The organism is Saccharibacillus sacchari DSM 19268 (assembly GCF_000585395.1).
Taxonomy (GTDB): domain Bacteria; phylum Bacillota; class Bacilli; order Paenibacillales; family Paenibacillaceae; genus Saccharibacillus; species Saccharibacillus sacchari.
This window is the reverse complement of sequence record NZ_KK073875.1, coordinates 744808-766498: the sequence shown is the minus strand read 5'-3', so window position 1 is coordinate 766498 and position 21691 is coordinate 744808. Positions and strand designations below refer to the sequence as shown.

The window sequence follows — 21691 nt, the reverse complement described above, 5'->3', positions numbered from 1 at the left end:
CTGAAGAGCCGAACGCTGCGCCTTTTTTGATGGATAGGAAATGGGGAGGCTGGAATGGGGCCGTATGGATATTTGTACGATTATGCCTGTCATGAAGACGAATGTTCGTTATGTTTAATGGAATTGCGCGTCCTGCTGAACGCACAACCCAAAGAGCATTATATAAGGTCGGAGCGGAAAATTGATCCGTCTCGGAGTCCCTTTGTACATGGGCGGCTTGCGATTGAACGGAAAAGCGAAAGCCTGGAAGACTTGGCGAAGCAGGCTGCCGAGCTGGAAGTGAACGGGAATACTTTTAAACTGCGATATGTAAAAACGGATCGGAGTACGGATTATGAAGAATGTCGACGTATCGAACGTTTGGTAGGCGCACAGATTCGTGGGAAAGCCGACATGAAGCATCCGCAACGGCTGTACGGGATAGCGTGCATCGACGGGGAATGGCTATTGGGTATTTATGAAGAAAGCCAATCGATTTGGCTGCAACATAACGATAAGCCAAGACAGTATTCGACGGCACTAGGCACGCGTACGGCCCGAGCGATTGCGAACATTGCGGTGCCGGAACCTGCGGGAATCCGAGCGGTTGATCCATGTTGCGGCATCGGGACGGTCCTGTTGGCCGCGCAGTCGATGGGGATCGCGATGGATGGTTTTGACTTGAATCCTCTGGCGGCGATCGGAGCACGCGAAAATCTGGCTCATTTCGGTCTGCCGGGTACCGTAACCGTAGCGGACATGCGAACGTTAGACGATCATTATGATGCGCTCGTGCTCGATTTGCCGTATAATTTATGTTCTGTTCTGGCTTCTGATGAACGCATTGAGATGCTGGAGAGCGCACGGAAGTTGACGTCGCGCAGCGTGATTGTCGCGACGGAAAACATTTGCCCGGAGATCGAGGCGGCAGGATTTTCGATGATTGAGTCCTGTATCGTGCGCAAAGGGCGTTTTGCGCGGTATATTTGGTTGGCTGAGTAAGCGTAAAAGCGATTTTAGTTTGCGGAAATGAAGGATCGTCTGTCATAATAAAAACATCGTTTTTATGGATCATTGGAGAACAAGCGGCAGCAGAAAGAGGGAGATTTTGTGTCGGATTTGGAACAAACTACAGCAATCGGCTCGTCCGAAATGACGGGAACCGAGATTGAGGCGATGTTCCGCCGGACGGCGGAAACATTGAATATTGCAGCAAAACAGGTCAGAGCGGCGGTATCGTTGCTTGATGAAGGGAACACCGTACCGTTTATCGCGCGTTACCGTAAGGAAATGACCGGGGAGCTGGATGAAAACCAGCTCCGCGATATCGAGGAAGGCGTGCAGTATGCGCGCAATCTTCACGTGCGCAAAAACGAAGTGCTGCGCATCATCGACGAGCAAGGCAAGTTGACCGAAGAACTGAAGCGTTCCATTTTGGAGTCGGCGAAGCTTCAACAGGTCGAAGACCTGTATCGTCCTTTCCGTCAAAAGCGTAAAACGCGTGCCAGCGCAGCGAAAGAGAAAGGTCTGGAACCGCTGGCCGAATGGCTGCTGAGCCAACCGGGTCGTGCTGACATCGACAAAGAATCGGCTCGCTACGTATCGGAGGAAAAAGGCGTGGCTTCGGCCGATGAGGCTCTTCAAGGCGCGCTCGATATCGTGGCCGAGCAATTGGCCGACGACGCGAAGATTCGCGCCTGGGTACGCACGTACACGTTGGATCATGCGATTCTCGTGACGGAAGCGAAAGACGCCTCGGCGGAATCCGTATACGAGATGTATTATAAATACAGCGAATTGGCTAAAAAAATGCCGCCCCATCGTATTTTGGCCATTAACCGCGGAGAGCGGGAAAACGTGCTGAAAGTGTCGCTGGAAACGGACTCCGCTCCGATCCTGCGTTATATTGCCAGACGTTTGATCAAAGGGACTTCTCCCGTACATGAGCTGTTGGAGCGCGCTGCCGAAGATGCGTACAAACGTCTGATCGCGCCGTCGATCGAGCGCGAAGTGCGCGGCGAACTGACGGAAAAAGGCGACGCGCAGGCGATCTCCATTTTCGCGGGCAATCTGCGCAGCCTGCTGCTTCAGCCGCCTGTACGCGGCAAACGCGTGCTGGGCGTAGACCCGGCATTCCGCACGGGCTGTAAACTTGCCGCGCTCGACGAGACGGGCAAGTTGCTGGAAGTAGCGGTGACCTACCCGACTCCGCCGCGCAGCCAAATTCGCGAAGCTTCGGAGAAGTTCCGCGAATTGGTCGACAAGTACAATCTGGAACTGATCGTGATCGGCAACGGTACGGCTTCGCGCGAAACCGAACAGTTCGTCGCGGATTGGATCAATGAATATACGGAGCGCAAACTGGCTTACCTGATCGTCAACGAAGCGGGTGCCAGCGTTTATTCGGCTTCGAAAGTCGCGCAGGAAGAATTCCCGGATATGGACGCTGCCGAACGCAGTGCCGCTTCGATTGCCCGCCGGGTGCAAGATCCGTTGGCGGAACTGGTCAAAATCGACCCGAAAGCGATCGGCGTCGGTCAATATCAGCATGACGTATCGCAGAAGCAGCTTGAAGGGCAGTTGAAGGCAGTCGTCGAGTCGGCGGTTAACCACGTCGGCGTCGACGTCAATACGGCTTCTCCGTCGCTGCTGTCTTACGTGGCGGGCATCAATCAGACGACGGCCCGCAATATCGTGAAATACCGCGAAGAGAACGGTTCGTTCGCAAGCCGCGCCGAATTGAAAAAAGTACCTCGTCTCGGCGCGAAAACGCTGGAGCAGTGTGCGGGCTTCCTGCGCATCGAAGGCACGAATCCGCTCGACCGTACCCCGATCCACCCGGAATCGTATAAGGTCGTGGATCGTTTGTTCAAGGAATTGGGCGTCAAAGCGACGGACCTGGGCACGGCGGCGATGACCTCGGCGCTGGAAGCGGCTGACGCTCAGGCGCTTGCGGACAAGCTTGAAGTGGGCCTGCCGACGCTGCGCGACATTATCGAAAGCTTGCAGCGTCCGGGTCGTGACCCGCGCGAAGAGCTTCCGGCTCCGATCTTCCGTACGGATGTCCTGAAGATCGAAGACTTGAAGCCGGGCATGGAGCTTCAAGGTACGGTGCGCAACGTGATCGACTTCGGCGCGTTCGTGGATATCGGGATCAAAAGCGACGGCCTCGTGCATATCTCGCAGCTCAGCTCGAAATTCGTCAAGCATCCGATGGATGTCGTGTCCGTCGGGGATACGGTGACGGTCTGGGTTCTGAATGCGGATCTGAAAAAAGGCCGCGTAGGTCTGACCATGCGCGGACCGGTAGAGAACGTCTAAGCTTTAGGGATTGCGATCTATTGCGAATCATGAGCATAAAAAAAGAAAGAGCGTTCCGGAGATTGAATCCCGGAACGCTCTTTTGCGTGCGACGAGGTTTGTTACGGCTTGATTTCTAGCTCGTTTAACGATTCGAACACGGATACGACCGGAGTTCCTTGCCGCAACGAAAATCCCAAAAATTCGCTGCTTGAGTATTCGGTTTCCGTGGAATCGGTATACGTATAATCGATCTGGATGCCCTCGCCTTTAAGTGTCAGGTCATAGTCGGTCACCCATGGGCTGGACCAACGAATCACGGTGCTGTCGGCGTCTCCGTTCTCCTGAAGCTGAGTCTCCCGGAAATCGGTCAACATGTCGGCACTCATAATTGAGGTGCGTATCGAACCATCCCGTACCTTCCAAGCCTCCGCCCAACTTTGGGCCAGTTCTTTTTTTTCGGAACTGGAAATTTTGGACTCGCCTTCTGCGTGGAAGGTAAGAAATGAAAGCGTGCCTGCGGCCAAGAAAAGTGAACAACCGACGGTAATTAGAATTTTGGAAGTTTTATTCATTTTTAATAGAGCACCGCCCTTTCTGTGAATAAGGAATGAAGATGAAGAAGGCTTCTAGAAGAAGGCTTCTATAAGAAAGGACGGTTCGCTCGAATGAAAAGTTTTGGAAAAGGTACTCGTTATTCGCCTGTGTTTTCGGCTGTTCCGATCAGCTGCGTCTCTTTCTCGTTCAGCTCGGAATTGCCATGCTCCTTCAATTGCAGCTTGTCGCCGTCAAAGACCAATGTCCAATCCAAAAGAATCGGTTCTTCGGCGAATCGGATCGCCAAACGCACCGAACCGTCCGGACGTCGGCTGTTCCAGGCATAAGCCGCACCTGTATCCGGAGCGAAGCCCGGTGCGCCCGGCGGTACCGGAGCTTCGTTCTTCTGCCATTCGCCTGCGCCGCTGAGGAGCGAAATGTTAAACTCGTCTGCAGATGTACTTGCGCTGTTCGGACTCATCCAAGCCTCGATCCGAATAGAAAGATCTTCATTTGCGGTGAAACGTACTGCCCTAAGCTTGGCTCCTTCATTGGAATCTTCGCTCAAACGATACGTGCGACCCGACCAAGATTCATCCGTCGCGGTTTCTCCGGCCGGCTCAGGCAAGTTTTGCAGCTCGCTCAATCGTTTGGCCGCTTCTTCGCCCGCTTCTCCGACCGTTAGAGGATGATCCTGCATCGCAGGCAATAGATGATTCCAGACTTCGTCCAGCAGCTCTTTGGTACGCGAGATTGCGGAGGTCAGCACAACGACGGCTTCCTGATCGGGCAGCACGAGGCAGAACTGTCCATAGGCTCCGTCGGCGCGGTAAGCGTTGTGTCGGCAGACCCAGAACTGGTATCCGTATCCTTGTCCCCAGTCGCCATGCGGGTCATCTCCGTTATCGATACGTTTCGATGACGCAAGTTCCACCCATTTTTCCGACACCAACCGCTGCCCGTCCCACATTCCTTTTTGCAGATAAAACTGTCCGAACTTGGCAAGGTCTTCGCTGGAAAGCTTGAGTCCCCAGCCGCCGGTTGTATAGCCTTGCGGACTTTCCTGCCAGGTTTTGTGCTTGATGCCTAACGGGGCGAACAATCGGGATTCCAGGTAGTCGACGACTTTTTCTCCGGTCAACGTCTGCAGGATCACGGACAGCATGTAGGTCGCGCCGCTGCTGTACGAGAAGGTGCTGCCCGGAACGTTTTCGACTTCGGCGGCCAAAAAGATTCGGGCCCAATCGGAGTCAGGGTTCGGGCGTGCTTTTTCAAGCGGATCTTGATTATGGCCCGTGCCCATGACCAACAGATCGTGTACGGTCATTTTTAACAAATTCGGATGAGGATTGGTCGGCATCAACTGGGGAAGCAGATCGGCGACTTTGTCTTCGACAGTAAGCAGTCCTTCGTCGACGGCCATGCCGATTGCGGTCGATGTAAAGCTTTTGCTGACCGAATACATGGCATGACGATCTTCGGAAGAGTGCGGGGCCCACCAGCCTTCGGCAAGCACCTCGCCTCGACGCAGCAGCATGAAGCTTCTCAGATCGAATTTTTGCTCGGCTACGGCGTTCAGAAAGTTGATAACGCCTTGCGGATCGACGCCGGCTTCTTCCGGTCGACGTCTTGGTAGTTTCGTTGATGGCATAAATAAGTTCCTCCAAAGAAATAGATTTGATCGATTAGGGGATATACGCATAGCCTTTCCTTGACAGTGTAGTCCAATCTCAAGTTACAATTCAATATAAGGACGCATAGAAAGAGGGATGGGTGTGCAAGCTAAACCAAACATGACAGACGCAGAACTTCAACAATGGATCGAAAACGTGTCGCTTGAACACTTCGGCATACCGTTCCGGCATCGGGCTTTTTTTAACGGAAGATTACGATCGACAGGAGGACGTTACGCGCTTCGGTCCCACCATATCGAGATTAATCCGCACCAGCTTGAGGCTCATGGTCTTGAGGCGGTGGAGGGAATTATCAAGCATGAGCTTTGTCATTACCACTTGCATATTGCGGGCCGAGGTTACCGTCACCGGGACGCCGACTTTAAGCTTTTATTGGCAAAAGTAGGCGGAAGCCGTTACTGCCAAGCGCTTCCCGACAAGGCGAAGCGGACGCTGCCGTTCAAATACAAGTTGATCTGCTGCGATTGCGGCATGGAGTACAAACGCAAGCGTCGAATGGATGCTTCGCGTTATCGCTGCGGGCGTTGCGCGGGCAAGCTTCGTCTGGAAGAATTCAACGAGAGTGCTGACAGCGGCGGAGCTTAAAGTTTGGCGATATTTCGCCTTTTTCTTTTGAAATCCGATATAATAGAAGCAGCTCAAGCTTGCGGAGCGAATATCTTTTTTTAATAATGAGGGAGGTTTCGCATATGGCCAAATCGGCATCCAGAAAAATGCGGGATAAACGAGTCAGAGAAGGCAAGGCGGACGTAACGGAATGGAGAAGTCCTTTTGCGGCAGTCGACATGCGCACGCGCAGAACGAAAACCAAGCAGGATATCTTGAATCAAATCGCGCGCAAAGGACGCCATAAGAACCCGAATTTCACCGGAGGTGATGAGGGTTCTTTTTATTTTGCAGATTTTTTCGAAATGAGGTTGACGAAAAAGTCCTAGCATGGTATATTATTTCTTGTTGAAACGTTAGCCAACATTCAACGCCACACAATGTTCCCTGATAGCTCAGTTGGTAGAGCACTCGACTGTTAATCGAGTTGTCACAGGTTCGAGTCCTGTTCGGGGAGCCATTTTTATGGAGAGATACCCAAGTGGCTATAAGGGGACCCTCTGCTAAGGGGTTAGACTGCGTTAGCGGTGCGAGGGTTCGAATCCCTCTCTCTCCGCCATTTCTGTTTTAAACAAAGTGGTTTATATACGTAAACGAGCGAGGAACCTGAGAGGGTTCCTCTTTTTGTATATTGACATCCAGGGCTGGATCTTTGCTGTTAGCGTAGAAAAATTAAATCAAATTAAAATAAAAAAACACTTGCATTATAGATTGAATATTTGCTATACTCTTACTTGTGCTCAGTTGAGAAACGCCGAGCGGCAAGACATTAAGGCCCGTTGGTCAAGGGGTTAAGACACCTCCCTTTCACGGAGGTAACAGGGGTTCGAATCCCCTACGGGTCACTTTGAGCCATTAGCTCAGTTGGTAGAGCACCTGACTTTTAATCAGGGTGTCGAAGGTTCGAGTCCTTCATGGCTCACCATTTCTTTTTCTCCTCAGATCGAAATGGTGATTGAGATTCGCGAAACGAATCATTGAATATGCGGTAGTGGTGGAATGGCAGACACGCTATCTTGAGGGGGTAGTGGGTGTATACCCGTGGAGGTTCGAGTCCTCTCTACCGCATCGAATAAAAGCGCAGACTCTTCACGGAGTCTGCGCTTTTTGTTTTACGAATATCGACGTCGATCGCGTGCTGAAGCTTGGATAACGAGCTGATCGGCAACGTGCGCATATGAGGGATATAGTTGACGAATGCAGTCCGGGCAAATATCGTGGGTGATCCGTGAATGGTCAAGCTCGCCCGGGGCTGGCTTGTGCCAGCCTTTGGGAGACTGTACGCGTTCGCAACTGGCGCAAACGGAGGTCCATAGTCGTACATTTGTTTTTTCGAAACCGGGAACTCGATGAAGTAAAGATTTTGGATTCTTCATGGCTCACCTTCCTGTTACGGCTGCTTCAGTATTCCGGGATTCCTCGTCTTTAAAAAGCGAGGGTTCTGACGAGTCGGAGAGTCCGAGCAGGATCGAGACTTGTTTACGATGTTTCGCTGCTTTTCGACTTCCGTTAATAAGATTGGATAGGCGCGAAGGCGGGATATCGTAAAGTTCGCAAAACGTCTTCTGGTCCATCTCGAGTTCGGCCAAGCGCCGTTTGATTTCCCAGCCGAACGGGGTGATCGGTTTTTTTCTCTGCAACGTAGCGCTCCTCCTGTTCATGCGCAAAAAGATGAATTATAATCGATTAGAGACGAATGAGGGATCATTTACCATAAAACCAATTATATACGCAAATACGTAAACTTACAATGAAATGTTGCGTTATTGCGTAATATTGGAATGGAAAAGGTTTTGAGGGGGATGGTGTTTTGCAGTCGATTTACGCTCGGATTGAACAATTGATCAAAAGCAGCGGCATGACGAAAAAAGCGTTCGGTGAACGCCTGAGCATCAGCGCGGGGAATCTTGGAGATTGGCGCAGGGGGAAATCCACGCCGAGTACCCACAAATTGATTGAGATTGCGGCTTTCTTTTCCGTGAGTCTGGATTGGTTAATGACCGGCAAAGAATGGCAGCCTGAAGGAGTTAAAGAAGCGGGCAACCGTTATTTTTTTGAAGGTTCGGGGCAATTGGATTGCCAGAACGATGAGCTTTCTGCGGAAGAACAGGCATTCATGCGCGAGTATTTGGAGTTTGTGGCTTATCGACGCGAGCGGAAAGATTCGGGCGAAGGGTCAAACGGAGCATCTACATAAGGCGTCGTCCTATGACGGAATTGCGCAAAAAAACGCTTTGAAGCATTTAGCTTCAAAGCGTTTTTTGAATCGGTGATTCGTACGCTGTTTCGGATATGAAGGAGGGAGCGCTCGGTTGGCGTATGCGCAACCAGCGTTCGGATACGTCGTCGATCATGCGGATCAATACTTTTCGGCGAGTGACATCGTCAAGAACGAGCAGGCGCGAGCAATGTTCCACATAAGCCGTTGTATGATGATAGAGATAAGCGGGGACGGCTTCATTGCACTCAATCTCCAATTGGAAGTTGATCCAGGCATAGAAGATTGCCGGGCACCCGAAAGCTTTTTCGGCCTGTAGAGCTTCGATGATGGGGTTGAAGTTCATCCAGGGGTAAAGGGACTTCGACAGCTTGAGCAGCTTGCGGCCGGTACGTCGCATTTCGGCGTCGATCTCATTCGGACTTGTGCGTGTTCGGAGATTGCGATCAATCCGGAACACCGTCTCGTAATCGCCCCTTTGCAAAGCGGTATACGTATCTTCGATTGCGCGACCCTCAATATGCGTCAGTCTAGGATGGATGTACGAACGCATGACTTCTTCAAAGGCTTCGACGCAATTGAGCTGCTTGCCGTTCAGGTCCTCCTTGATGCAGCCTATAGGTGACGGGGACGACGATTCGAGCAGGGTCATGTAGTTGAGCAACTTTTGTCCGCTATGCATGTGCCGTACCTCCTTGGATTTAAAAGATTTAAAACGAATGAAATATATGTTATATATATGTTATATTTTTGATTTATTTCATTTTAAAAAAAGACTTCTGGCTTCATTCTTACATGTTTATTCGAAAAAGGTCAAGAGAATATTACGGAAATATAATTTTTTCTTCAGTATGTGTTATTTAAAATATCTTTTGGTGTTATATAAAATAACATATATGCAGAATGCGAAAAAATAGGTTGACTGCATGCTTGAAAGAAAGTATGATATAGAAGTTGACTCAATTCTTTGATGTGCGGTAGTGGTGGAATGGCAGACACGCTATCTTGAGGGGGTAGTGGGTGTATACCCGTGGAGGTTCGAGTCCTCTCTACCGCATACGAAAAGAAACCGTAAAGTTCCCTAAGGGAACTTTACGGTTTTTTTATTTTTTATGTCTGTACAAATAAAGCCCACCGTCTAAGCGGCGGGCTTTTGCTTTATTAACCCAGCAGTTTTTCGATATCCTTTTCCAACTGATCCGGAGAAGTCTGAGGCGCGAATCGTTTAACGGGTTTGCCGTCCTTATCGATCAGGAATTTGGTGAAATTCCATTTGACGGATTTGGAGCCCATCAGTCCCGGCGCTTCGTCGCTGAGGTAACGGAACAACGGATGCGCGTTCTCGCCTTTAACGTCGACTTTTTCGAACATCGGGAATTTTACGCCGTAGTTCAATTGGCAAAACTCTAAAATCTCTTCGTTGCTGCCCGGATCTTGTTCTTTAAACTGGTTGCTCGGGAAGCCCAGGATCTCCAGACCGCGATCGTGGTACTTGTCGTACAGCTCTTGCAGGCCTTGGAATTGTGGCGTGAATCCGCATTTGCTTGCCGTATTCACGATCAGGACAACCTTACCCTGGTAGTCGGACAGCTTAACTTCATTTCCTGTAGATGTGCGAGCTTCGTATTCATAAACGGACATGATCAAAATTCCTCCTCGAAGAAAATGATTACTCTCTTTTTGATTGTAAACAATTTAATCGAGCTTTGCAAATCGCTTTTTTCGTTTCATTCGCCTTCGTTTGCTTTATAAATTAGATAGTTTGGCAAACGGGCTATGGCTCAAATTCCATATAAGGAGTGAATGATACATGGACGCATTGTATACAGCAAAAGCAACAGCACGCAGAGGCGGAAGAAGCGGAGTAGTCGAATCGGCGGACGGTGCGCTGAACCTGCAGCTTTCCGTACCTAAGGGACTTGGCGGAGGCGGAGGCACAGGCACGAATCCGGAAGAATTGTTCGCGGCCGGTTATAGCGCATGCTTCGAAAGCGCCCTGTCGAACATTGCCCGCAAAGAAAAAATCGATATTCCGGACACGGAAGTGACCTGCCATATCCATATCGGCAAAGACGATTCCGACGGCGGTTTTAAACTCGCGGGGAAAATCGAAGTGCGCATTCCGGGACTCGATCCTGAAAAAGCGAAAGAATTGGTGGAAAAAGCGCATGCTTTTTGTCCGTATTCCAAAGCGACGCGCGGCAATATCGACGTGGAGTTGAGCGTGATCTAAATTCGTTTTTTTTCAAAGGCCGGAAGCTCTCCTTAAGCTGGGGAATTTCCGGCCTTTTTTCATCAATAAATGGGTTTCTGCGCGGTTGACACAAAGAGTGAAATTCATTAAGCTATATAAGCACACGGCGTGGGTGGAGCATTCTCCCCATGTCGAGACTATGAAAACGGGTGATACTAAACATGGCTTACAGACCGAAAGTCGTAGATGTAGACAAGGCCGGAAGCAACGATAAAGACGGACTGTACGAATTCGTTCTGCATTTGGAAGACGGCACGATGTGCCGCGTCTTCTATAACCGTTTCCCGGAGTGGAAGTTGACGAACGTCAGCCGCCTGCTCAAAACGCCTTGCCCGATCTGCCGCAAAGACTATATCTGCAACTGTTTCGAAAAGTTCAAAGTCGAACTCGACGCGCAGATGCAGGACGGAAGACTCGAACAACTCGTGTAGGCGGACAAGCTGACCGTCAAGCACGTGCTTGAGGGAAAGCCGAATACGCAAACGGACCAAAACGGACGTCGGGAATCTTCCTGGCGTTCGTTTTTTTGTTGTCGATAGACAGAGCATACGGCGTGGTTCAGGGTAAAGAAGAGAGAAGCGAAACGTTGAACCGAAGGAGGAATATGCAGATGGAACCGAAAACCGAAATTCGAGCGGAAAACTCTTTTGTCGTGCTGATCGACGGCGTGTGCCATTTCTGCCAGGGTGCCGTTCGGTTTATCGTCAAGCGTGATCCGAAAGGCGTGTTCAACTTTGCGTCTCTTCAATCCGAACTCGGAACACGGCTGTCCGGCGGCGAAGGGTTTGAAGCCTCCGGGGAACCGAATACGCTGGTACTGGTTGAAAAGGGACGACGATACGTTCGCTCAACCGCCGCTTTGCGTATTGCGCGCAAGCTGCGTTTTCCGTGGCCGCTGCTGTATGCGTTGATTATTGTGCCGCGTCCGCTGCGAGATGCCGTTTATCGCTATATCGCGCGCAATCGGTACCGTTGGTTCGGAAAAGACGACGTTTGTCCGCTTCCTCCGCCGGGCGTGCGCGAGCGCTTTTTGGATACGGGACAGGTTTGAATCAAGTATCGGAAGGAACTGAAAAGGAGTCCGAAATATGCAAACCCTGGCAGGAGATCACGGAGTATTGGAATTCGATATTCGTCGTACGGTCATTTTGGCGGCTTATATGAAGCATTGGGGCATGCCGGAATGGAGAAAGTCATTGCTGTCCGCAGATCAATCCGATAAAATCGAGCTTTATTATTTCCCCGCTGCATCGGATGATGTTCCGGTTCGTTTTGCGACAGTAGGCTTGTCTGTTTGTTCTTATGACCCATCCGGCAACCGCATTGATGCGGAGTGGGTGTTGGCGCTTGAGTCGGAGTTGGGCGGAGAGTCGATCGAGCGGGTATATGATTATCTGGCAGATCTGCTCGTTCATCATATTCGCAATGCGCCAAATACGGTGCTTCCGCGTCTGATGCCGCCGTCCGCACTCGCTCCTGAAAAGTGGACGACGACCGCGCTCTTGCTGGATGAACCGCGCGGCGAGGCCGAGGAACTGGAACATTTTAATATCGGAGAGCAGCAGGTTGCGTTAGTCTGGGTAGTGCCGATTACGCCGTCCGAAGCTACAATAATCATGGACAAAGGAATAGATAGCTTTGATGTTTATGCGGAAGAGTCGGAGTACTCCTTGATTGATCCTTGTCGGCCGATATAGGAAAAAAGGAAAAATGGGTCTTGCCTGCTCGTAGGCTCTATGCTATTGTGAGATTAAATTAATGAAACACGGCGGAAGCACCGCTCCTGACTTGCCCAAAATGGCAGGTTTGCGAGCGGTGCTTTTTTGTGTTGCGTGGAGAGCGAGGGGACATAACATGCGGAATTTGCAGATTACGCTGGCGGTGGCGGACGAACAGTATATCGAGCCGTTCCTGCTATACGCACGCACCGGGGAATTTGCTAAGCAGGTAAGTGTGAGAGCTTTTTCGAAGGTGGAGGCTTTTCTGGCGGCAATGGGAGAGGGACGACCGGACTTTGTGCTTGGCGAGCCGGATTTTCTGTCACCGTGGCTGGCGTCTGAGGGAGGCAAAGGCATTCCTTGGGCCGTGCTGGGCGGAGGAGAGGAAAGCATTGCGCTCGGCGGTCCGGTGCTGCTGCCGTTTCAACCGTTGAACCTGCTGCTGACGGCGGTGATGGACTTAGCAGGCAGTGCACAAGGGTCTTCGGCAAACGGAGCCTTAACTTCATCGGGAAAAGCGGAAGTGCTTGCTGTGTACTCGGCTGCGGCGGGGGCGGGCAAGACTACCGTCGCGCTGAATCTGGCTAAGCAACTGGGGAGTCGCGGGCTTAAAGTCTTCTATCTGAATTTGGAAACGGTGGACAGTTCGGTGACGTTCCGGAGCGGAAGCGGGGGACACCAGGGACAAGAGGGCGGATTGCCTGAGCTGCTCTACGATCTTCGTGCGGCTCGTGAGAACGGGGAACTTTGCCGCTCGCCGTTATCTCGCTATGCGTCTTTTCAAGAGCGGATGAAGTGTGCTTCTTTCCCGCCGCTGGATCGTCCGGACGAGTTGCTTCAGATGGATCAAGCGGACACGACCGCTCTGATCGATTATCTGGCGGCGAGCGACATGTGCGACATCATCGTGGCGGATACGGATACCGAAAGTCATGAACGTTCCGAGGCGCTGCTGGATCGGGCGGATCGGGTTCTCTGGATGTTGACGGATGATTTGCTGCATTTGCAGAAGGTGGCAGGCTGGATGAATCATTGGGAAACCCGCCAACCCGAGCGTTTTTATGCTTTGCTGGGTAAAAGCCATTTTATCGTGAATCGGTACGGAGATCATTTGGAAAATACATTGCCGAGATCCGAAATTCGTCCTTTTGCTTTCTTGTCTTACATCCCGTCTTGGAAGTACGTATCGCGCGAGGATGTGCTGCTGGGCTCTCCTATTTTCCAACGTGATATTCTTGCGCTTTGCGAACAGCTTGGCTTGGGCGAACGGGGGAACCGCAGCGCTGCGGGCAAAGAACTGGCGCAAGCCGCGGGAGGTTGGCAATGAAGAGTGCAGCCGAGGAAGAACAGCTTCAGGAAGAAATGTTCCGCACGATGCGGGCCGAGGTTCGATCTTCGCTGGATGTCACGCAATCGGCGGACGATGCAGAGCTAATGAAGCTGATCGAGCGCAAGGTGTTGTCCGACATACGTGCTGCTTCGATGACGTCGGGGGAGAAGCGTGCGTTGGTGCGCCGGGTATACGATTCGTTTCGCGGACTCGATATTTTGCAGCCGCTGGTGGACGACAAGACAGTAACGGAGATTATGATCAACGGGCATACGGAAATTTTTATCGAGCGTCATGGTGAGGTACGTCGTGTGCCGCAGACCTTTGAATCGAAGGAGAAGCTGGAGGACATCGTGCAGACGATCGTATCAGGCGTGAACCGCGTCGTCAACGAATCGTCGCCGATCGTCGATGCGCGTCTGAAGGACGGTTCCCGGGTGAACGTCGTGCTGCCTCCGATCGCGCTCAAAGGGCCGACGATGACGATCCGGAAGTTTCCCGAGAAACCGATGACGATGAATGATCTTGTCGGCCGTGGGGCATTGGATGCGGATGCTGCGGACTTTTTGAAAACGTTGGTGCGCAGTCGGTACAACATTTTTATCAGCGGGGGCACGGGTTCCGGTAAAACCACGTTTCTCAACGCGCTGTCGCAATACATACCGCCGGATGAACGGGTCATTACGATCGAAGACTCGGCAGAGCTTCAGATCGTTACCGTGCCCAATTTGGTCTCGCTGGAGACGCGCAATGCGAACGTGGAGGGCAAAGGAGAGATTTCGATCCGCGATCTCATTCGTTCTTCGCTGCGGATGCGTCCCAATCGGATCGTCGTTGGGGAAGTGCGGGGCGCGGAGGCGCTGGATATGCTTCAGGCTATGAATACAGGGCACGATGGTAGCTTGTCCACGGGTCACGCGAACAGCGCGAAGGACATGCTCAGTCGTCTGGAAACGATGGTATTAAGCGGAGCCGATCTGCCGGTTGAAGTGGTACGCCAGCAGATCTCCTCGGCGATTGACTTATTCGTGCATCTGTCGAGACTGCGTGACCGTTCTCGGCGCGTCGTGGAAATCAGTGAAGTGCTGGGGATGAAAAACGGTCAAGTTGAGCTGAGACAGTTATTCCGATTTGAAGAAGAAGGCGAGAAAGAAGGCAAGATTATCGGGAAGCTGCGGCGACGGCCGGAACCGATGATGCATACGGATAAACTACAAGACGCGGGAGCGGCCGATTGGCGCGAGGTTGCCGGGCTGCCTGAAGGGGGGTGAATCTATTGCTGGGTATGAATGCAAGCGGGGCCCGCAGGCCGGCCACGGGCAAAGCCGCGTCCGGGAAAGGCGCTCCGCAGCGCGGAGGTCCGCCCGGTTCGGGTGGGGCGCCGGCCGCAAGCTCCGCTTCACCAGCGGATAAATTACGGGACTATACGACGTATAAACTTGCGGGATACGAGAAAGTGTTGAGCATGATCGTAGTTGCTGGCGTGCTGTTTGCGGTCGGCATGATCTTTTACAACATGTGGTTGCTTGCTCTCCTGTTGACCATCCCTGCGTTAAAAGCGCCGAAGATGTGGCAGAAACGGCAGATTGAACGCAAGCGCACGTTGTTGAAGCTTCATTTTAAGCAGGCGTTATACTCGCTGTCCTCGTCAATGGCGGCTGGACGATCGGTTGAAAATGCGTTCCGGGAAGCCGCGAAGGATTTGGAGTTGTTGTACCCGGGAGGGAACAGCGACATGATTCGCGAGCTGGATGTCATTACAACGCGATTGGAGTACGGCGAACCGATCGAATCGGCGCTGCTCGACTTCGGTCGGCGGGCGAAGATCGAAGACATCGACAATTTTATCGACGTCTTCGTGACTTGTAAACGCACGGGCGGCGACTTGATTGAAGTTGTGCGGCGCACGTCGACGGTGATCGGGGAGAAGATGGATATCCAGCAGGATATTTCGGTCATGATCGCGCAAAAAAAGTTCGAATCGAACATTTTGCTGGCGACGCCGTTTATTTTCATTCTGTTTATCAACGCTTCGGCACCGGAATTTATGGCTCCGCTGTATGGCACTCCGATGGGGATTATTCTGGCTAGCGTCGGCCTCGGCTTGCTGTTTCTAAGTGCTTGGCTGATGGGACGCATCATGAATATTCAAATCTAAGCGGGGTGAAGGCATGATTGTAACGCTGATTTCGGGAGTTTTGCTGTTGGTGTTGGTTGTTGTGTTATTAATCGGGGCGACCAAGCGGACGAAAGCACACAAGAAAATCGCTGCACTGCCGATGGACGGCATTCGTTTAAGAGGTTTGCTGCCGTTGATGTTAGTGCTGGTGGAACAAATGCGGATCGCCGCGAGGTTTCCGATCTTTTTCCACAAGCTTCAGTCTTCCGTGCAAAGAGGCGAAGGTTTGCGCGACAGCGCGGAGCGGACGATGCTGTTCATGGCTCAAATGCTGCTCTATGCGGTGTTACTGCTGATCTTCGGCTGTGCGATGGCAATCGGTAACGGCGGTTCGGTAGCTTGGTTGGCGATCGGTGTGGGGATGGCTGTGGTCCTTCCTTTTGCCCTGATCAAAGATTTGGCGGCCAAGGTGAAAAAACGCGAGGATAAGATCCTTATGGAGCTGCCGGAGATGCTGAACAAGATCGTGCTGTTGGTCGGCGCGGGGGAGACGGTGCAGCAAGCGATCGTGCGCTGCTCGCAGCAAAAAGAAGGCAGTGATCATCCGCTGTACAAGGAGCTGGATCGGATGGTGACGGAATGGCGCAGCGGTGATCCTTTTCATCAAGCGTTCGAACAGTTCGGCAAACGCTGCGGCGTGCAGGATGCGACGGTCTTCGTGACGACGGTTCTGCTGAACCATAAGCGCGGAGGCGGAGAGTTCGCGATGGCGCTGAGGGATTTGTCGAGAACGCTGTGGGATAAGCGTAAAGCCCTGGGAAGGATTCAAGGGGAGAAGGCTTCGTCGAAGTTGGTATTTCCGATGGTGCTGATTTTGTTGGTCGTGATGCTGATGGTCGGGGGACCGGCTATGATGCTGATTCAAATGTAAGGGGAATTCAGTTTTTGATTTTAAGTTTTCTATTCTAAGGAGGAATATTCATGTTGCAAGCAATCGGTAATAAGGTCAAAGGGGTTTGGAAGGAAGAAGACGGGTTGGGGACATTGGAGATTATTTTGATTATTGCGGTGACGGTGGTTATCGCGCTTTTGTTCAGAAAACAAATTGCTACTCTTATGGAAAACTTGTTCACTAAGTTGAATACGCAAACCAACCAATTTTTTGAAGATGTCAAGTAATCGGAGACATCAAATTGTAAACAGAAAAAATAACATATTTATTTTTAATAAAAGAATTTCCGGATGTCCGACAAAGTTCGTACACGACTCTAGTGGTAGATTTACTGTTGAATCCTCCCTAGTCATGCCAATCGTCATGCTCTGCATCATCATGATCCTCATGCTCTGCCTCTACCTCTACCAAAGCGCCATGCTCGTCCAAGCCTCAGCGATCACGTCCGAACGTGCCGCATACAGCTGGAACAATCAATATAAGGACGCGCGTACAGGCAGTTTCGGTGAAGATCCTAAGGAGAAAGAAGGACTCTACTGGCGCTTGACCGACGACCAACTGCTCGTGGCGCTGTTCAGCGGTGTTGGCGGAGATACGGCAGCGGAGACGATCAATGTTCCGGGAGGGGCAGGCGGATCGCTGAGTGCGACCAAGATGGCAAATGCAGCAAAGCAACTACCCGCAGGCATGGATGGTACGATGACCAGCAAGCGCGGGCTGCTGCATCCGATTACGACGGTATTGTACACGCCGCTTAACCTGACTCCGATCAAGCGCATTGCCGGAGACAAAATGGGCGGCGCGCAATACTCGACGGTTGTCGAACCTGTGGAATTCATCCGTAATATCGAGCTGGTGCGTTATTATGCCGGCAAGTTCAAAGCGGATGAAGCTGTCCCTGCCAAAGAAAAAGGCGGGGAAGCGGTAGCGATGACGCCGAAGAACGCTGGCGTGCAATTGAGCAAAGTAGCCAAGAAGTAACAGACAAACGAACAAAAGCCGGGCTGTACGATAGGGGATGCATTCCGGCTTGGGGGTGAAAAGTTGAAATTCAAATCAAGTAAAAATAAACTTTGGCGTCTTTTTACGCCGAAGCCTCGTCTTTGGAAAAAGGAACACGGTTCGATCACTATTTTTCTGAGTTTGGTTCTGGCTGTAGTGTTGGCGTTCGTTGCGATCTTTATCGACTATTCACGCATGGCAGCGTTGAAAGCAAAAGCGGAACGACTTGCGCATGCCGCAACGCGCTCCGTCATGTCGGCCTATGTACCGGAATTGCAGCGTACTTATGGATTGTTTGCTTACGGTGAAACAGATCCTTCCATGATTTTCTCCGGCGTGCTTGAGCGAAGCCTGGAATATAAAGCGCGCGAGGATATGCTGCCGCTCATGGATGCGAAGTTGGTGTCTTCTTCCGTAGAGCTTAGTCGCGAATTGGGCAATTATGAAGTTTTTAAAACGCAAATTAATGAAGAAATGAAATATAAAGCGCCCGTCAATTTTGCGATCGAAGTCGTGGGGCGGTTCAAACCGATGTCGCAGGCGATGAAAGAAGCTTCAGGTGCGGTCGAAGTGCTGGAAAAAGTGCAAAAGCTCTATGACAAACGTGAAGCCGAGTTGGACAAAATGCTGGATTTAATGAAGAAAGCCGGGCGGCGCACGGATGGGCTGGTAGAGAACATCGGGACAGCCGGAAGCGGCGGTACTGGCGATATTTCAGATATTCCGCTTAGCGGGAGCGTATCTAAGGCAACCGATATGGCTGCGCAGTACCATGATTACAAGGTGCAGAAGGAACGGGTTTCTAATGAAACTCCGCCGCCTGAAAAAATACCCGTACCTTCAGCGATAGAGGGAGAAACGACAGAAGAGGATAATCCCGGTTTTTTAGAATGGCTTAATTTGCTGCTGAAGATTGATCAGTATGAACGAGGATCAGGAAGCATTACGTCACGCATTAATAGTATCGTCGGCAGAGCTTTTCCTCCGCATAGCAATGACATGGTCAAGGCTAGAGAGCATTTGAAAAAAGCCGAAGAATTGAATGCGGAAATGGCGGCGGTCATCGCAACGATCGGTACCCGAAGTGCGGATAGCGCATATGACAACGTTACGAATTCGGATATTCCGGGTGCAGAAAACGGTCCGTCCGGTAATACGGCGAAGATTCGCGAAGAAATGGAAAAGCTGCCTTTGAAGGCTGAATTTTTCGCGGAGATGGGAAACCATATTAAGAAGCAAGAAGAAGACTTTGTATGGATGAAATCGAAAGTCGAAGCACTGGAAGGATTGTTGGCGCAAGCTTTTAGCAATTCTGGAATGAGTGCGTATAACTTGAAGTTGAGCGTCGCTACTGCGGGTCAGGCGTCTTCCGAGTACAGAGATCGATACGGGAGCGGCGGAAGCGTGATTAAGGAGATCGAAGCAACGTTTGCCAAACACCGGGCCGATGATGAGAAACGCAAAGGTTTTGAAAAAGATGCGAAAAACGAGCTTGAAAAAGCAAATGAACTGATTAAGTTCCTTTCCGAATCAAAAGGTAATCTGGAAAATTTCAAAGAAGTCGAGAAATATTTTCAGGAAAACGTGGATCTGAATCGAGCGTCGATCGAAGCTTTAGAGACAACGACACGAGAAGAAGATCCAGCCGCCGCAGGCAAAGATTCAATGGAAAAAATGGATGGATTTTTCGGCGGGATCTCGGAACTTTTGGACGCGACAGGCGATCGCTTGCTGCAAAACGAATACGCCTCCGATCATTTTTCCAACTTTGATTTTTCCAAGGTTGAAGCTTTTATGAAACCGGGTGCCACAATCAGTGGAGCGGCGGCAGCCGAACTGCTTTCGATCGATCAGCAAGAGCTGGAGTACATCATCTATGGATTCGGCAATCCGGGCGGGAATCTGGCGGCGGCTTACGGTGAGATTTTCGCGATGCGTTTGGCGATTCGGACTATGGAAGCACTCATCGATCCGGAAATTCTGGTGTACGGCAATCCGCTCGTGATCCTGGCGAAAGCGATTTTGGAAGGTTTGATCGCAGCAGTAGGAGATATGACCAAACTTGCAACCCAAGGACATATCGACTTAGCCAAGACCCTTCCGATCAAGCTGACTTATAAAGATCACTTAAGACTATTTTTATTCGCCCACCCCGGCAACGATAATCGCTTGTCGCGAATGTTGGCCCTGATCCGTTTCGATACAGGCGTTAATCCGGACGATCACTATACTTACCTGTCCGGGGATACAGCGATCTCAATGCCGATCTGGTTCCTGCCGGGTGTTATGAAGACCTTTGGCGTTGGCGGCGGTACTTGGACAGGCAAGGAGTACACGGTTGACCTGCAAGCGGACTATTCTTATTGATTGACGGAGGCGGAACATGAAGCGAGTGTACAACAAGCTCCGGCGAACAGCCGGTGAACGGGGCAGTATCGCCGTAGAAGCGTCGCTTGTCCTGCCTATTTTTCTTTTTACCTTCATCTTCTTGGCTTATATCGTGCAGATGACGGCCTATTCAACCGTGTTGCAAACGACTGCCTCCGAAGCTGCCAAACAGGTGTCTACACACTTGTATCCGGTCCAAATGGCTGCAGATCATCTAAGCAAAACGGAGCCTATTGCGAAGGGCCTTCAAGGATTTTCAAAGATATCCTTCAGCGAATTGGCAGCTACCTATGCATCTTCGCTTCCCGAGCCGATCGGAGGCTGGGTAGCGGAAGCCGCGGCAAGCGGAGACGTTCCTTTGCAAACGCTGAAGGATGAGATTTCTTCGGCTGTGCTTGATCCCGTTATTAAGCCGTTGCTCCAGCCTTTGATTAAGGACGGACCGCTCGATATGGACAAGCTTCATGTGATCGGGATTACGATTCCGACGACCGGAGCAAGCAACCAGCCTTACTTTGGCGTCGAACTGACCTACGAAATGCCGCTTAAGGTTCCGTTTACGGGAAAAGTCATGTCCATTCGTGCAAAAGCTGAAGAGCGTGCGTGGATCGGCGACACGGGAGAAACGGCAGCGACGAGCGAAACCACATCGGGCGCGACGAGCGGTTCGGCTTCGATTACGTCCGTACCCAGTCCCGCTTATCGGGGCAGCCGGGCAACAGTCACGGCAAAGGTCGAACCCGGACAGACCGCAACCATTAAAGTCGTCTACAAAAGCGGGAATAGCCGGGCGCGTTATCTGGGACAGCAAACGGCAGACGCTTCCGGAAACATTTCATGGACTTGGCTGGTTGGAGGCAATACGACACCGGGAGAGTGGGCGCTTGTGGTAGAAGCCGGCGGCGGAGCGACGGCAGAAGCTACCTTTGAGGTTAAAGTGCCTGAGTAAATAACGAACAAGAAGACGGGGCATAACGCCGGCGATACCGCAAATCGGACATCATACACAAGGATCGGTGCGGTATCGCGGGCGTTAGGACAAGTCAGGAAAAAGAAACGAGGGGAACAAAATGAACGATATCTTGGCCTACATCGGCTGCGGTTGTTTTTTGGCTGTCGCATTCATGACGGATGTTCGAACCCGAAAAATCCCGAACTGGCTTAATTTGGGCTTTGTCCTTACTGGGCTGATTTATCAGGGGGCTGTTCACGGGTTGGACGGATTGTTGTTTGCGGCGAAAGGGTGCGCGATCGGATTTGTTGTTTTGTTCGTGCTCTATTTGCTGGGTGCCGTGGGAGCGGGAGACGTCAAATTGTTTGCCGGGATCGGTGCTTGGACGGGGACTTTGTTTGCTGCTCAAACGCTACTTTACTCCATTTTGTTTGCAGGCGCCATCGGCCTCGGCATTTTGATTTGGCGCCGCGAAAGCATGCGCCGCATCAAACGGATTTTTAGCAGCTTTGTAGGCGTGTTTATGTTTCGCAGCCTCGCGCCGATTACCTCGGATCGGGCTAATCATCTGACGTTTCCTTTTATGTGGGCGGTTCTGCCCGGCGCTTTGGCCGGATACTTTTATATGTACTAAGGAGTGTT

General features: G+C 51.4%; 23 protein-coding genes and 6 tRNA genes. 24 read left to right on the top strand and 5 right to left on the bottom strand.

Going from position 1 to position 21691, the window contains the following annotated elements:
• Nucleotides 1-54: 54 nt before the first annotated feature.
• Nucleotides 55-981 carry a TRM11 family SAM-dependent methyltransferase gene (locus SACSAC_RS03420; RefSeq protein WP_037283505.1) on the top strand — a complete coding sequence of 309 codons (927 nt, stop codon included), beginning with the start codon at nt 55-57 and terminating at the stop codon, nt 979-981.
• Between the two features lie 108 nt (nt 982-1089).
• Nucleotides 1090-3300: a Tex family protein gene (locus tag SACSAC_RS03415; RefSeq protein ID WP_425414791.1), complete on the top strand. Its 2211-nt coding sequence runs from the start codon at nt 1090-1092 to the stop codon at nt 3298-3300.
• Nucleotides 3301-3401: 101 nt separating this feature from the next.
• On the opposite strand, the gene SACSAC_RS27865 is transcribed toward SACSAC_RS03415, so the two are convergent.
• Together SACSAC_RS27865 and SACSAC_RS26735 are read right to left on the bottom strand one after the other, a co-directional pair.
• Nucleotides 3402-3656, bottom strand: coding sequence for a hypothetical protein (locus SACSAC_RS27865; RefSeq protein ID WP_156950935.1), 255 nt, complete (start codon nt 3654-3656; stop codon nt 3402-3404).
• A 317-nt stretch (nt 3657-3973) separates the two neighbouring features.
• A complete protein-coding gene (locus SACSAC_RS26735; protein ID WP_051506827.1) occupies nt 3974-5467 on the bottom strand; it encodes a serine hydrolase domain-containing protein in 1494 nt (497 codons plus the stop codon).
• Between the two features lie 142 nt (nt 5468-5609).
• On the opposite strand from SACSAC_RS26735, the gene SACSAC_RS03400 reads away from it, so the two are divergent.
• The 7 genes from SACSAC_RS03400 (at nt 5610) to SACSAC_RS03370 (ending at nt 7184) form a co-directional block, all read left to right on the top strand.
• Nucleotides 5610-6095, top strand: a complete 486-nt coding sequence (locus SACSAC_RS03400) for a SprT family protein (RefSeq protein ID WP_084777894.1) — start codon at nt 5610-5612, stop codon at nt 6093-6095.
• 104 nt (nt 6096-6199) lie between these two features.
• Nucleotides 6200-6445 carry a hypothetical protein gene (locus SACSAC_RS03395; protein WP_037283495.1) on the top strand — a complete coding sequence of 82 codons (246 nt, stop codon included), beginning with the start codon at nt 6200-6202 and terminating at the stop codon, nt 6443-6445.
• A 55-nt stretch (nt 6446-6500) separates the two neighbouring features.
• Nucleotides 6501-6576: transfer RNA gene (locus SACSAC_RS03390), tRNA-Asn, on the top strand.
• A 7-nt stretch (nt 6577-6583) separates the two neighbouring features.
• A tRNA-Ser gene (locus SACSAC_RS03385) sits at nt 6584-6675 on the top strand.
• A gap of 214 nt (nt 6676-6889) precedes the next feature.
• A tRNA-Glu gene (locus SACSAC_RS03380) sits at nt 6890-6961 on the top strand.
• A gap of 4 nt (nt 6962-6965) precedes the next feature.
• A tRNA-Lys gene (locus tag SACSAC_RS03375) sits at nt 6966-7041 on the top strand.
• A 60-nt stretch (nt 7042-7101) separates the two neighbouring features.
• Nucleotides 7102-7184: transfer RNA gene (locus SACSAC_RS03370), tRNA-Leu, on the top strand.
• A 311-nt stretch (nt 7185-7495) separates the two neighbouring features.
• Here the strand turns inward: SACSAC_RS03370 and SACSAC_RS03365 are convergent.
• Nucleotides 7496-7756: a hypothetical protein gene (locus tag SACSAC_RS03365; RefSeq protein ID WP_051506826.1), complete on the bottom strand. Its 261-nt coding sequence runs from the start codon at nt 7754-7756 to the stop codon at nt 7496-7498.
• A 170-nt stretch (nt 7757-7926) separates the two neighbouring features.
• Here SACSAC_RS03365 and SACSAC_RS03360 point away from each other — a divergent pair, with 170 nt between their 5' ends.
• The gene (locus SACSAC_RS03360) at nt 7927-8313 is read left to right on the top strand and encodes a helix-turn-helix domain-containing protein (protein ID WP_037283492.1); all 387 of its coding nucleotides are present in this window, start codon (nt 7927-7929) and stop codon (nt 8311-8313) included.
• Nucleotides 8314-8365: 52 nt separating this feature from the next.
• Here the strand turns inward: SACSAC_RS03360 and SACSAC_RS03355 are convergent, their stop codons facing one another.
• On the bottom strand, nt 8366-9016 hold the full coding sequence (locus SACSAC_RS03355; RefSeq protein WP_037283490.1) for an urease accessory protein UreF: 651 nt from the start codon (nt 9014-9016) through the stop codon (nt 8366-8368).
• Between the two features lie 292 nt (nt 9017-9308).
• On the opposite strand from SACSAC_RS03355, the gene SACSAC_RS03350 reads away from it, so the two are divergent.
• Nucleotides 9309-9391: transfer RNA gene (locus tag SACSAC_RS03350), tRNA-Leu, on the top strand.
• Between the two features lie 104 nt (nt 9392-9495).
• On the opposite strand, the gene SACSAC_RS03345 is transcribed toward SACSAC_RS03350, so the two are convergent.
• Nucleotides 9496-9975: a glutathione peroxidase gene (locus SACSAC_RS03345; protein ID WP_037283487.1), complete on the bottom strand. Its 480-nt coding sequence runs from the start codon at nt 9973-9975 to the stop codon at nt 9496-9498.
• Between the two features lie 169 nt (nt 9976-10144).
• Here SACSAC_RS03345 and SACSAC_RS03340 point away from each other — a divergent pair, with 169 nt between their 5' ends.
• The 13 genes from SACSAC_RS03340 (at nt 10145) to SACSAC_RS03280 (ending at nt 21683) form a co-directional block, all read left to right on the top strand.
• Complete coding sequence (locus SACSAC_RS03340) at nt 10145-10567, top strand: organic hydroperoxide resistance protein (RefSeq protein ID WP_037283484.1); 423 nt, start codon at nt 10145-10147, stop codon at nt 10565-10567.
• Between the two features lie 182 nt (nt 10568-10749).
• Nucleotides 10750-11019, top strand: coding sequence for a hypothetical protein (locus SACSAC_RS03335; RefSeq protein ID WP_037283482.1), 270 nt, complete (start codon nt 10750-10752; stop codon nt 11017-11019).
• Between the two features lie 179 nt (nt 11020-11198).
• Entirely contained in the window at nt 11199-11639 is a 441-nt protein-coding gene (locus SACSAC_RS03330) for a thiol-disulfide oxidoreductase DCC family protein (protein ID WP_037283480.1), read from the top strand.
• Between the two features lie 37 nt (nt 11640-11676).
• The gene (locus tag SACSAC_RS03325; RefSeq protein ID WP_037283477.1) at nt 11677-12285 is read left to right on the top strand and encodes a suppressor of fused domain protein; all 609 of its coding nucleotides are present in this window, start codon (nt 11677-11679) and stop codon (nt 12283-12285) included.
• 157 nt (nt 12286-12442) lie between these two features.
• Nucleotides 12443-13633 (top strand): nucleotide-binding protein, encoded by a 1191-nt coding sequence (locus SACSAC_RS03320; protein WP_051506825.1) that lies wholly within the window; start codon nt 12443-12445, stop codon nt 13631-13633.
• A complete protein-coding gene (locus SACSAC_RS03315) occupies nt 13630-14907 on the top strand; it encodes a TadA family conjugal transfer-associated ATPase (protein ID WP_037283474.1) in 1278 nt (425 codons plus the stop codon). Before SACSAC_RS03320 ends, SACSAC_RS03315 begins: the two co-directional genes overlap by 4 nt.
• A 14-nt stretch (nt 14908-14921) precedes the next feature.
• The gene (locus tag SACSAC_RS03310; protein ID WP_037291907.1) at nt 14922-15794 is read left to right on the top strand and encodes a type II secretion system F family protein; all 873 of its coding nucleotides are present in this window, start codon (nt 14922-14924) and stop codon (nt 15792-15794) included.
• 13 nt (nt 15795-15807) lie between these two features.
• A complete protein-coding gene (locus SACSAC_RS03305; RefSeq protein WP_084777892.1) occupies nt 15808-16686 on the top strand; it encodes a type II secretion system F family protein in 879 nt (292 codons plus the stop codon).
• Nucleotides 16687-16736: 50 nt separating this feature from the next.
• Nucleotides 16737-16934 carry a Flp1 family type IVb pilin gene (locus SACSAC_RS03300; protein ID WP_037283472.1) on the top strand — a complete coding sequence of 66 codons (198 nt, stop codon included), beginning with the start codon at nt 16737-16739 and terminating at the stop codon, nt 16932-16934.
• 124 nt (nt 16935-17058) lie between these two features.
• Entirely contained in the window at nt 17059-17688 is a 630-nt protein-coding gene (locus tag SACSAC_RS03295) for a pilus assembly protein (protein ID WP_156950933.1), read from the top strand.
• A 63-nt stretch (nt 17689-17751) separates the two neighbouring features.
• On the top strand, nt 17752-20076 hold the full coding sequence (locus SACSAC_RS03290) for a pilus assembly protein TadG-related protein (protein WP_051506822.1): 2325 nt from the start codon (nt 17752-17754) through the stop codon (nt 20074-20076).
• A gap of 16 nt (nt 20077-20092) precedes the next feature.
• Nucleotides 20093-21046 carry a TadE/TadG family type IV pilus assembly protein gene (locus SACSAC_RS03285; RefSeq protein ID WP_037283471.1) on the top strand — a complete coding sequence of 318 codons (954 nt, stop codon included), beginning with the start codon at nt 20093-20095 and terminating at the stop codon, nt 21044-21046.
• A 121-nt stretch (nt 21047-21167) separates the two neighbouring features.
• Nucleotides 21168-21683 carry an A24 family peptidase gene (locus tag SACSAC_RS03280; RefSeq protein ID WP_037283470.1) on the top strand — a complete coding sequence of 172 codons (516 nt, stop codon included), beginning with the start codon at nt 21168-21170 and terminating at the stop codon, nt 21681-21683.
• Nucleotides 21684-21691: the final 8 nt, after the last annotated feature.

Excerpts from the sequence above, each read along its gene's own strand:
- SACSAC_RS03335 (WP_037283482.1), top strand. The coding sequence starts at position 10,750 with ATGGCTTACAGACCGAAAGTCGTAGATGTAGACAAGGCCGGAAGCAAC.
- SACSAC_RS03320 (WP_051506825.1), top strand. The coding sequence starts at position 12,443 with ATGCGGAATTTGCAGATTACGCTGGCGGTGGCGGACGAACAGTATATC.
- SACSAC_RS03345 (WP_037283487.1), bottom strand. The coding sequence starts at position 9,975 with ATGTCCGTTTATGAATACGAAGCTCGCACATCTACAGGAAATGAAGTT.
- SACSAC_RS27865 (WP_156950935.1), bottom strand. The coding sequence starts at position 3,656 with ATGTTGACCGATTTCCGGGAGACTCAGCTTCAGGAGAACGGAGACGCC.
- SACSAC_RS03395 (WP_037283495.1), top strand. The coding sequence starts at position 6,200 with ATGGCCAAATCGGCATCCAGAAAAATGCGGGATAAACGAGTCAGAGAA.
- SACSAC_RS03295 (WP_156950933.1), top strand. The coding sequence starts at position 17,059 with ATGCCAATCGTCATGCTCTGCATCATCATGATCCTCATGCTCTGCCTC.
- SACSAC_RS03330 (WP_037283480.1), top strand. The coding sequence starts at position 11,199 with ATGGAACCGAAAACCGAAATTCGAGCGGAAAACTCTTTTGTCGTGCTG.
- SACSAC_RS03340 (WP_037283484.1), top strand. The coding sequence starts at position 10,145 with ATGGACGCATTGTATACAGCAAAAGCAACAGCACGCAGAGGCGGAAGA.
- SACSAC_RS03420 (WP_037283505.1), top strand. The coding sequence starts at position 55 with ATGGGGCCGTATGGATATTTGTACGATTATGCCTGTCATGAAGACGAA.
- SACSAC_RS03305 (WP_084777892.1), top strand. The coding sequence starts at position 15,808 with ATGATTGTAACGCTGATTTCGGGAGTTTTGCTGTTGGTGTTGGTTGTT.
- SACSAC_RS03400 (WP_084777894.1), top strand. The coding sequence starts at position 5,610 with ATGACAGACGCAGAACTTCAACAATGGATCGAAAACGTGTCGCTTGAA.
- SACSAC_RS03300 (WP_037283472.1), top strand. The coding sequence starts at position 16,737 with ATGTTGCAAGCAATCGGTAATAAGGTCAAAGGGGTTTGGAAGGAAGAA.
- SACSAC_RS03325 (WP_037283477.1), top strand. The coding sequence starts at position 11,677 with ATGCAAACCCTGGCAGGAGATCACGGAGTATTGGAATTCGATATTCGT.
- SACSAC_RS03355 (WP_037283490.1), bottom strand. The coding sequence starts at position 9,016 with ATGCATAGCGGACAAAAGTTGCTCAACTACATGACCCTGCTCGAATCG.
- SACSAC_RS03280 (WP_037283470.1), top strand. The coding sequence starts at position 21,168 with ATGAACGATATCTTGGCCTACATCGGCTGCGGTTGTTTTTTGGCTGTC.
- SACSAC_RS03310 (WP_037291907.1), top strand. The coding sequence starts at position 14,922 with ATGAATGCAAGCGGGGCCCGCAGGCCGGCCACGGGCAAAGCCGCGTCC.
- SACSAC_RS26735 (WP_051506827.1), bottom strand. The coding sequence starts at position 5,467 with ATGCCATCAACGAAACTACCAAGACGTCGACCGGAAGAAGCCGGCGTC.
- SACSAC_RS03315 (WP_037283474.1), top strand. The coding sequence starts at position 13,630 with ATGAAGAGTGCAGCCGAGGAAGAACAGCTTCAGGAAGAAATGTTCCGC.
- SACSAC_RS03285 (WP_037283471.1), top strand. The coding sequence starts at position 20,093 with ATGAAGCGAGTGTACAACAAGCTCCGGCGAACAGCCGGTGAACGGGGC.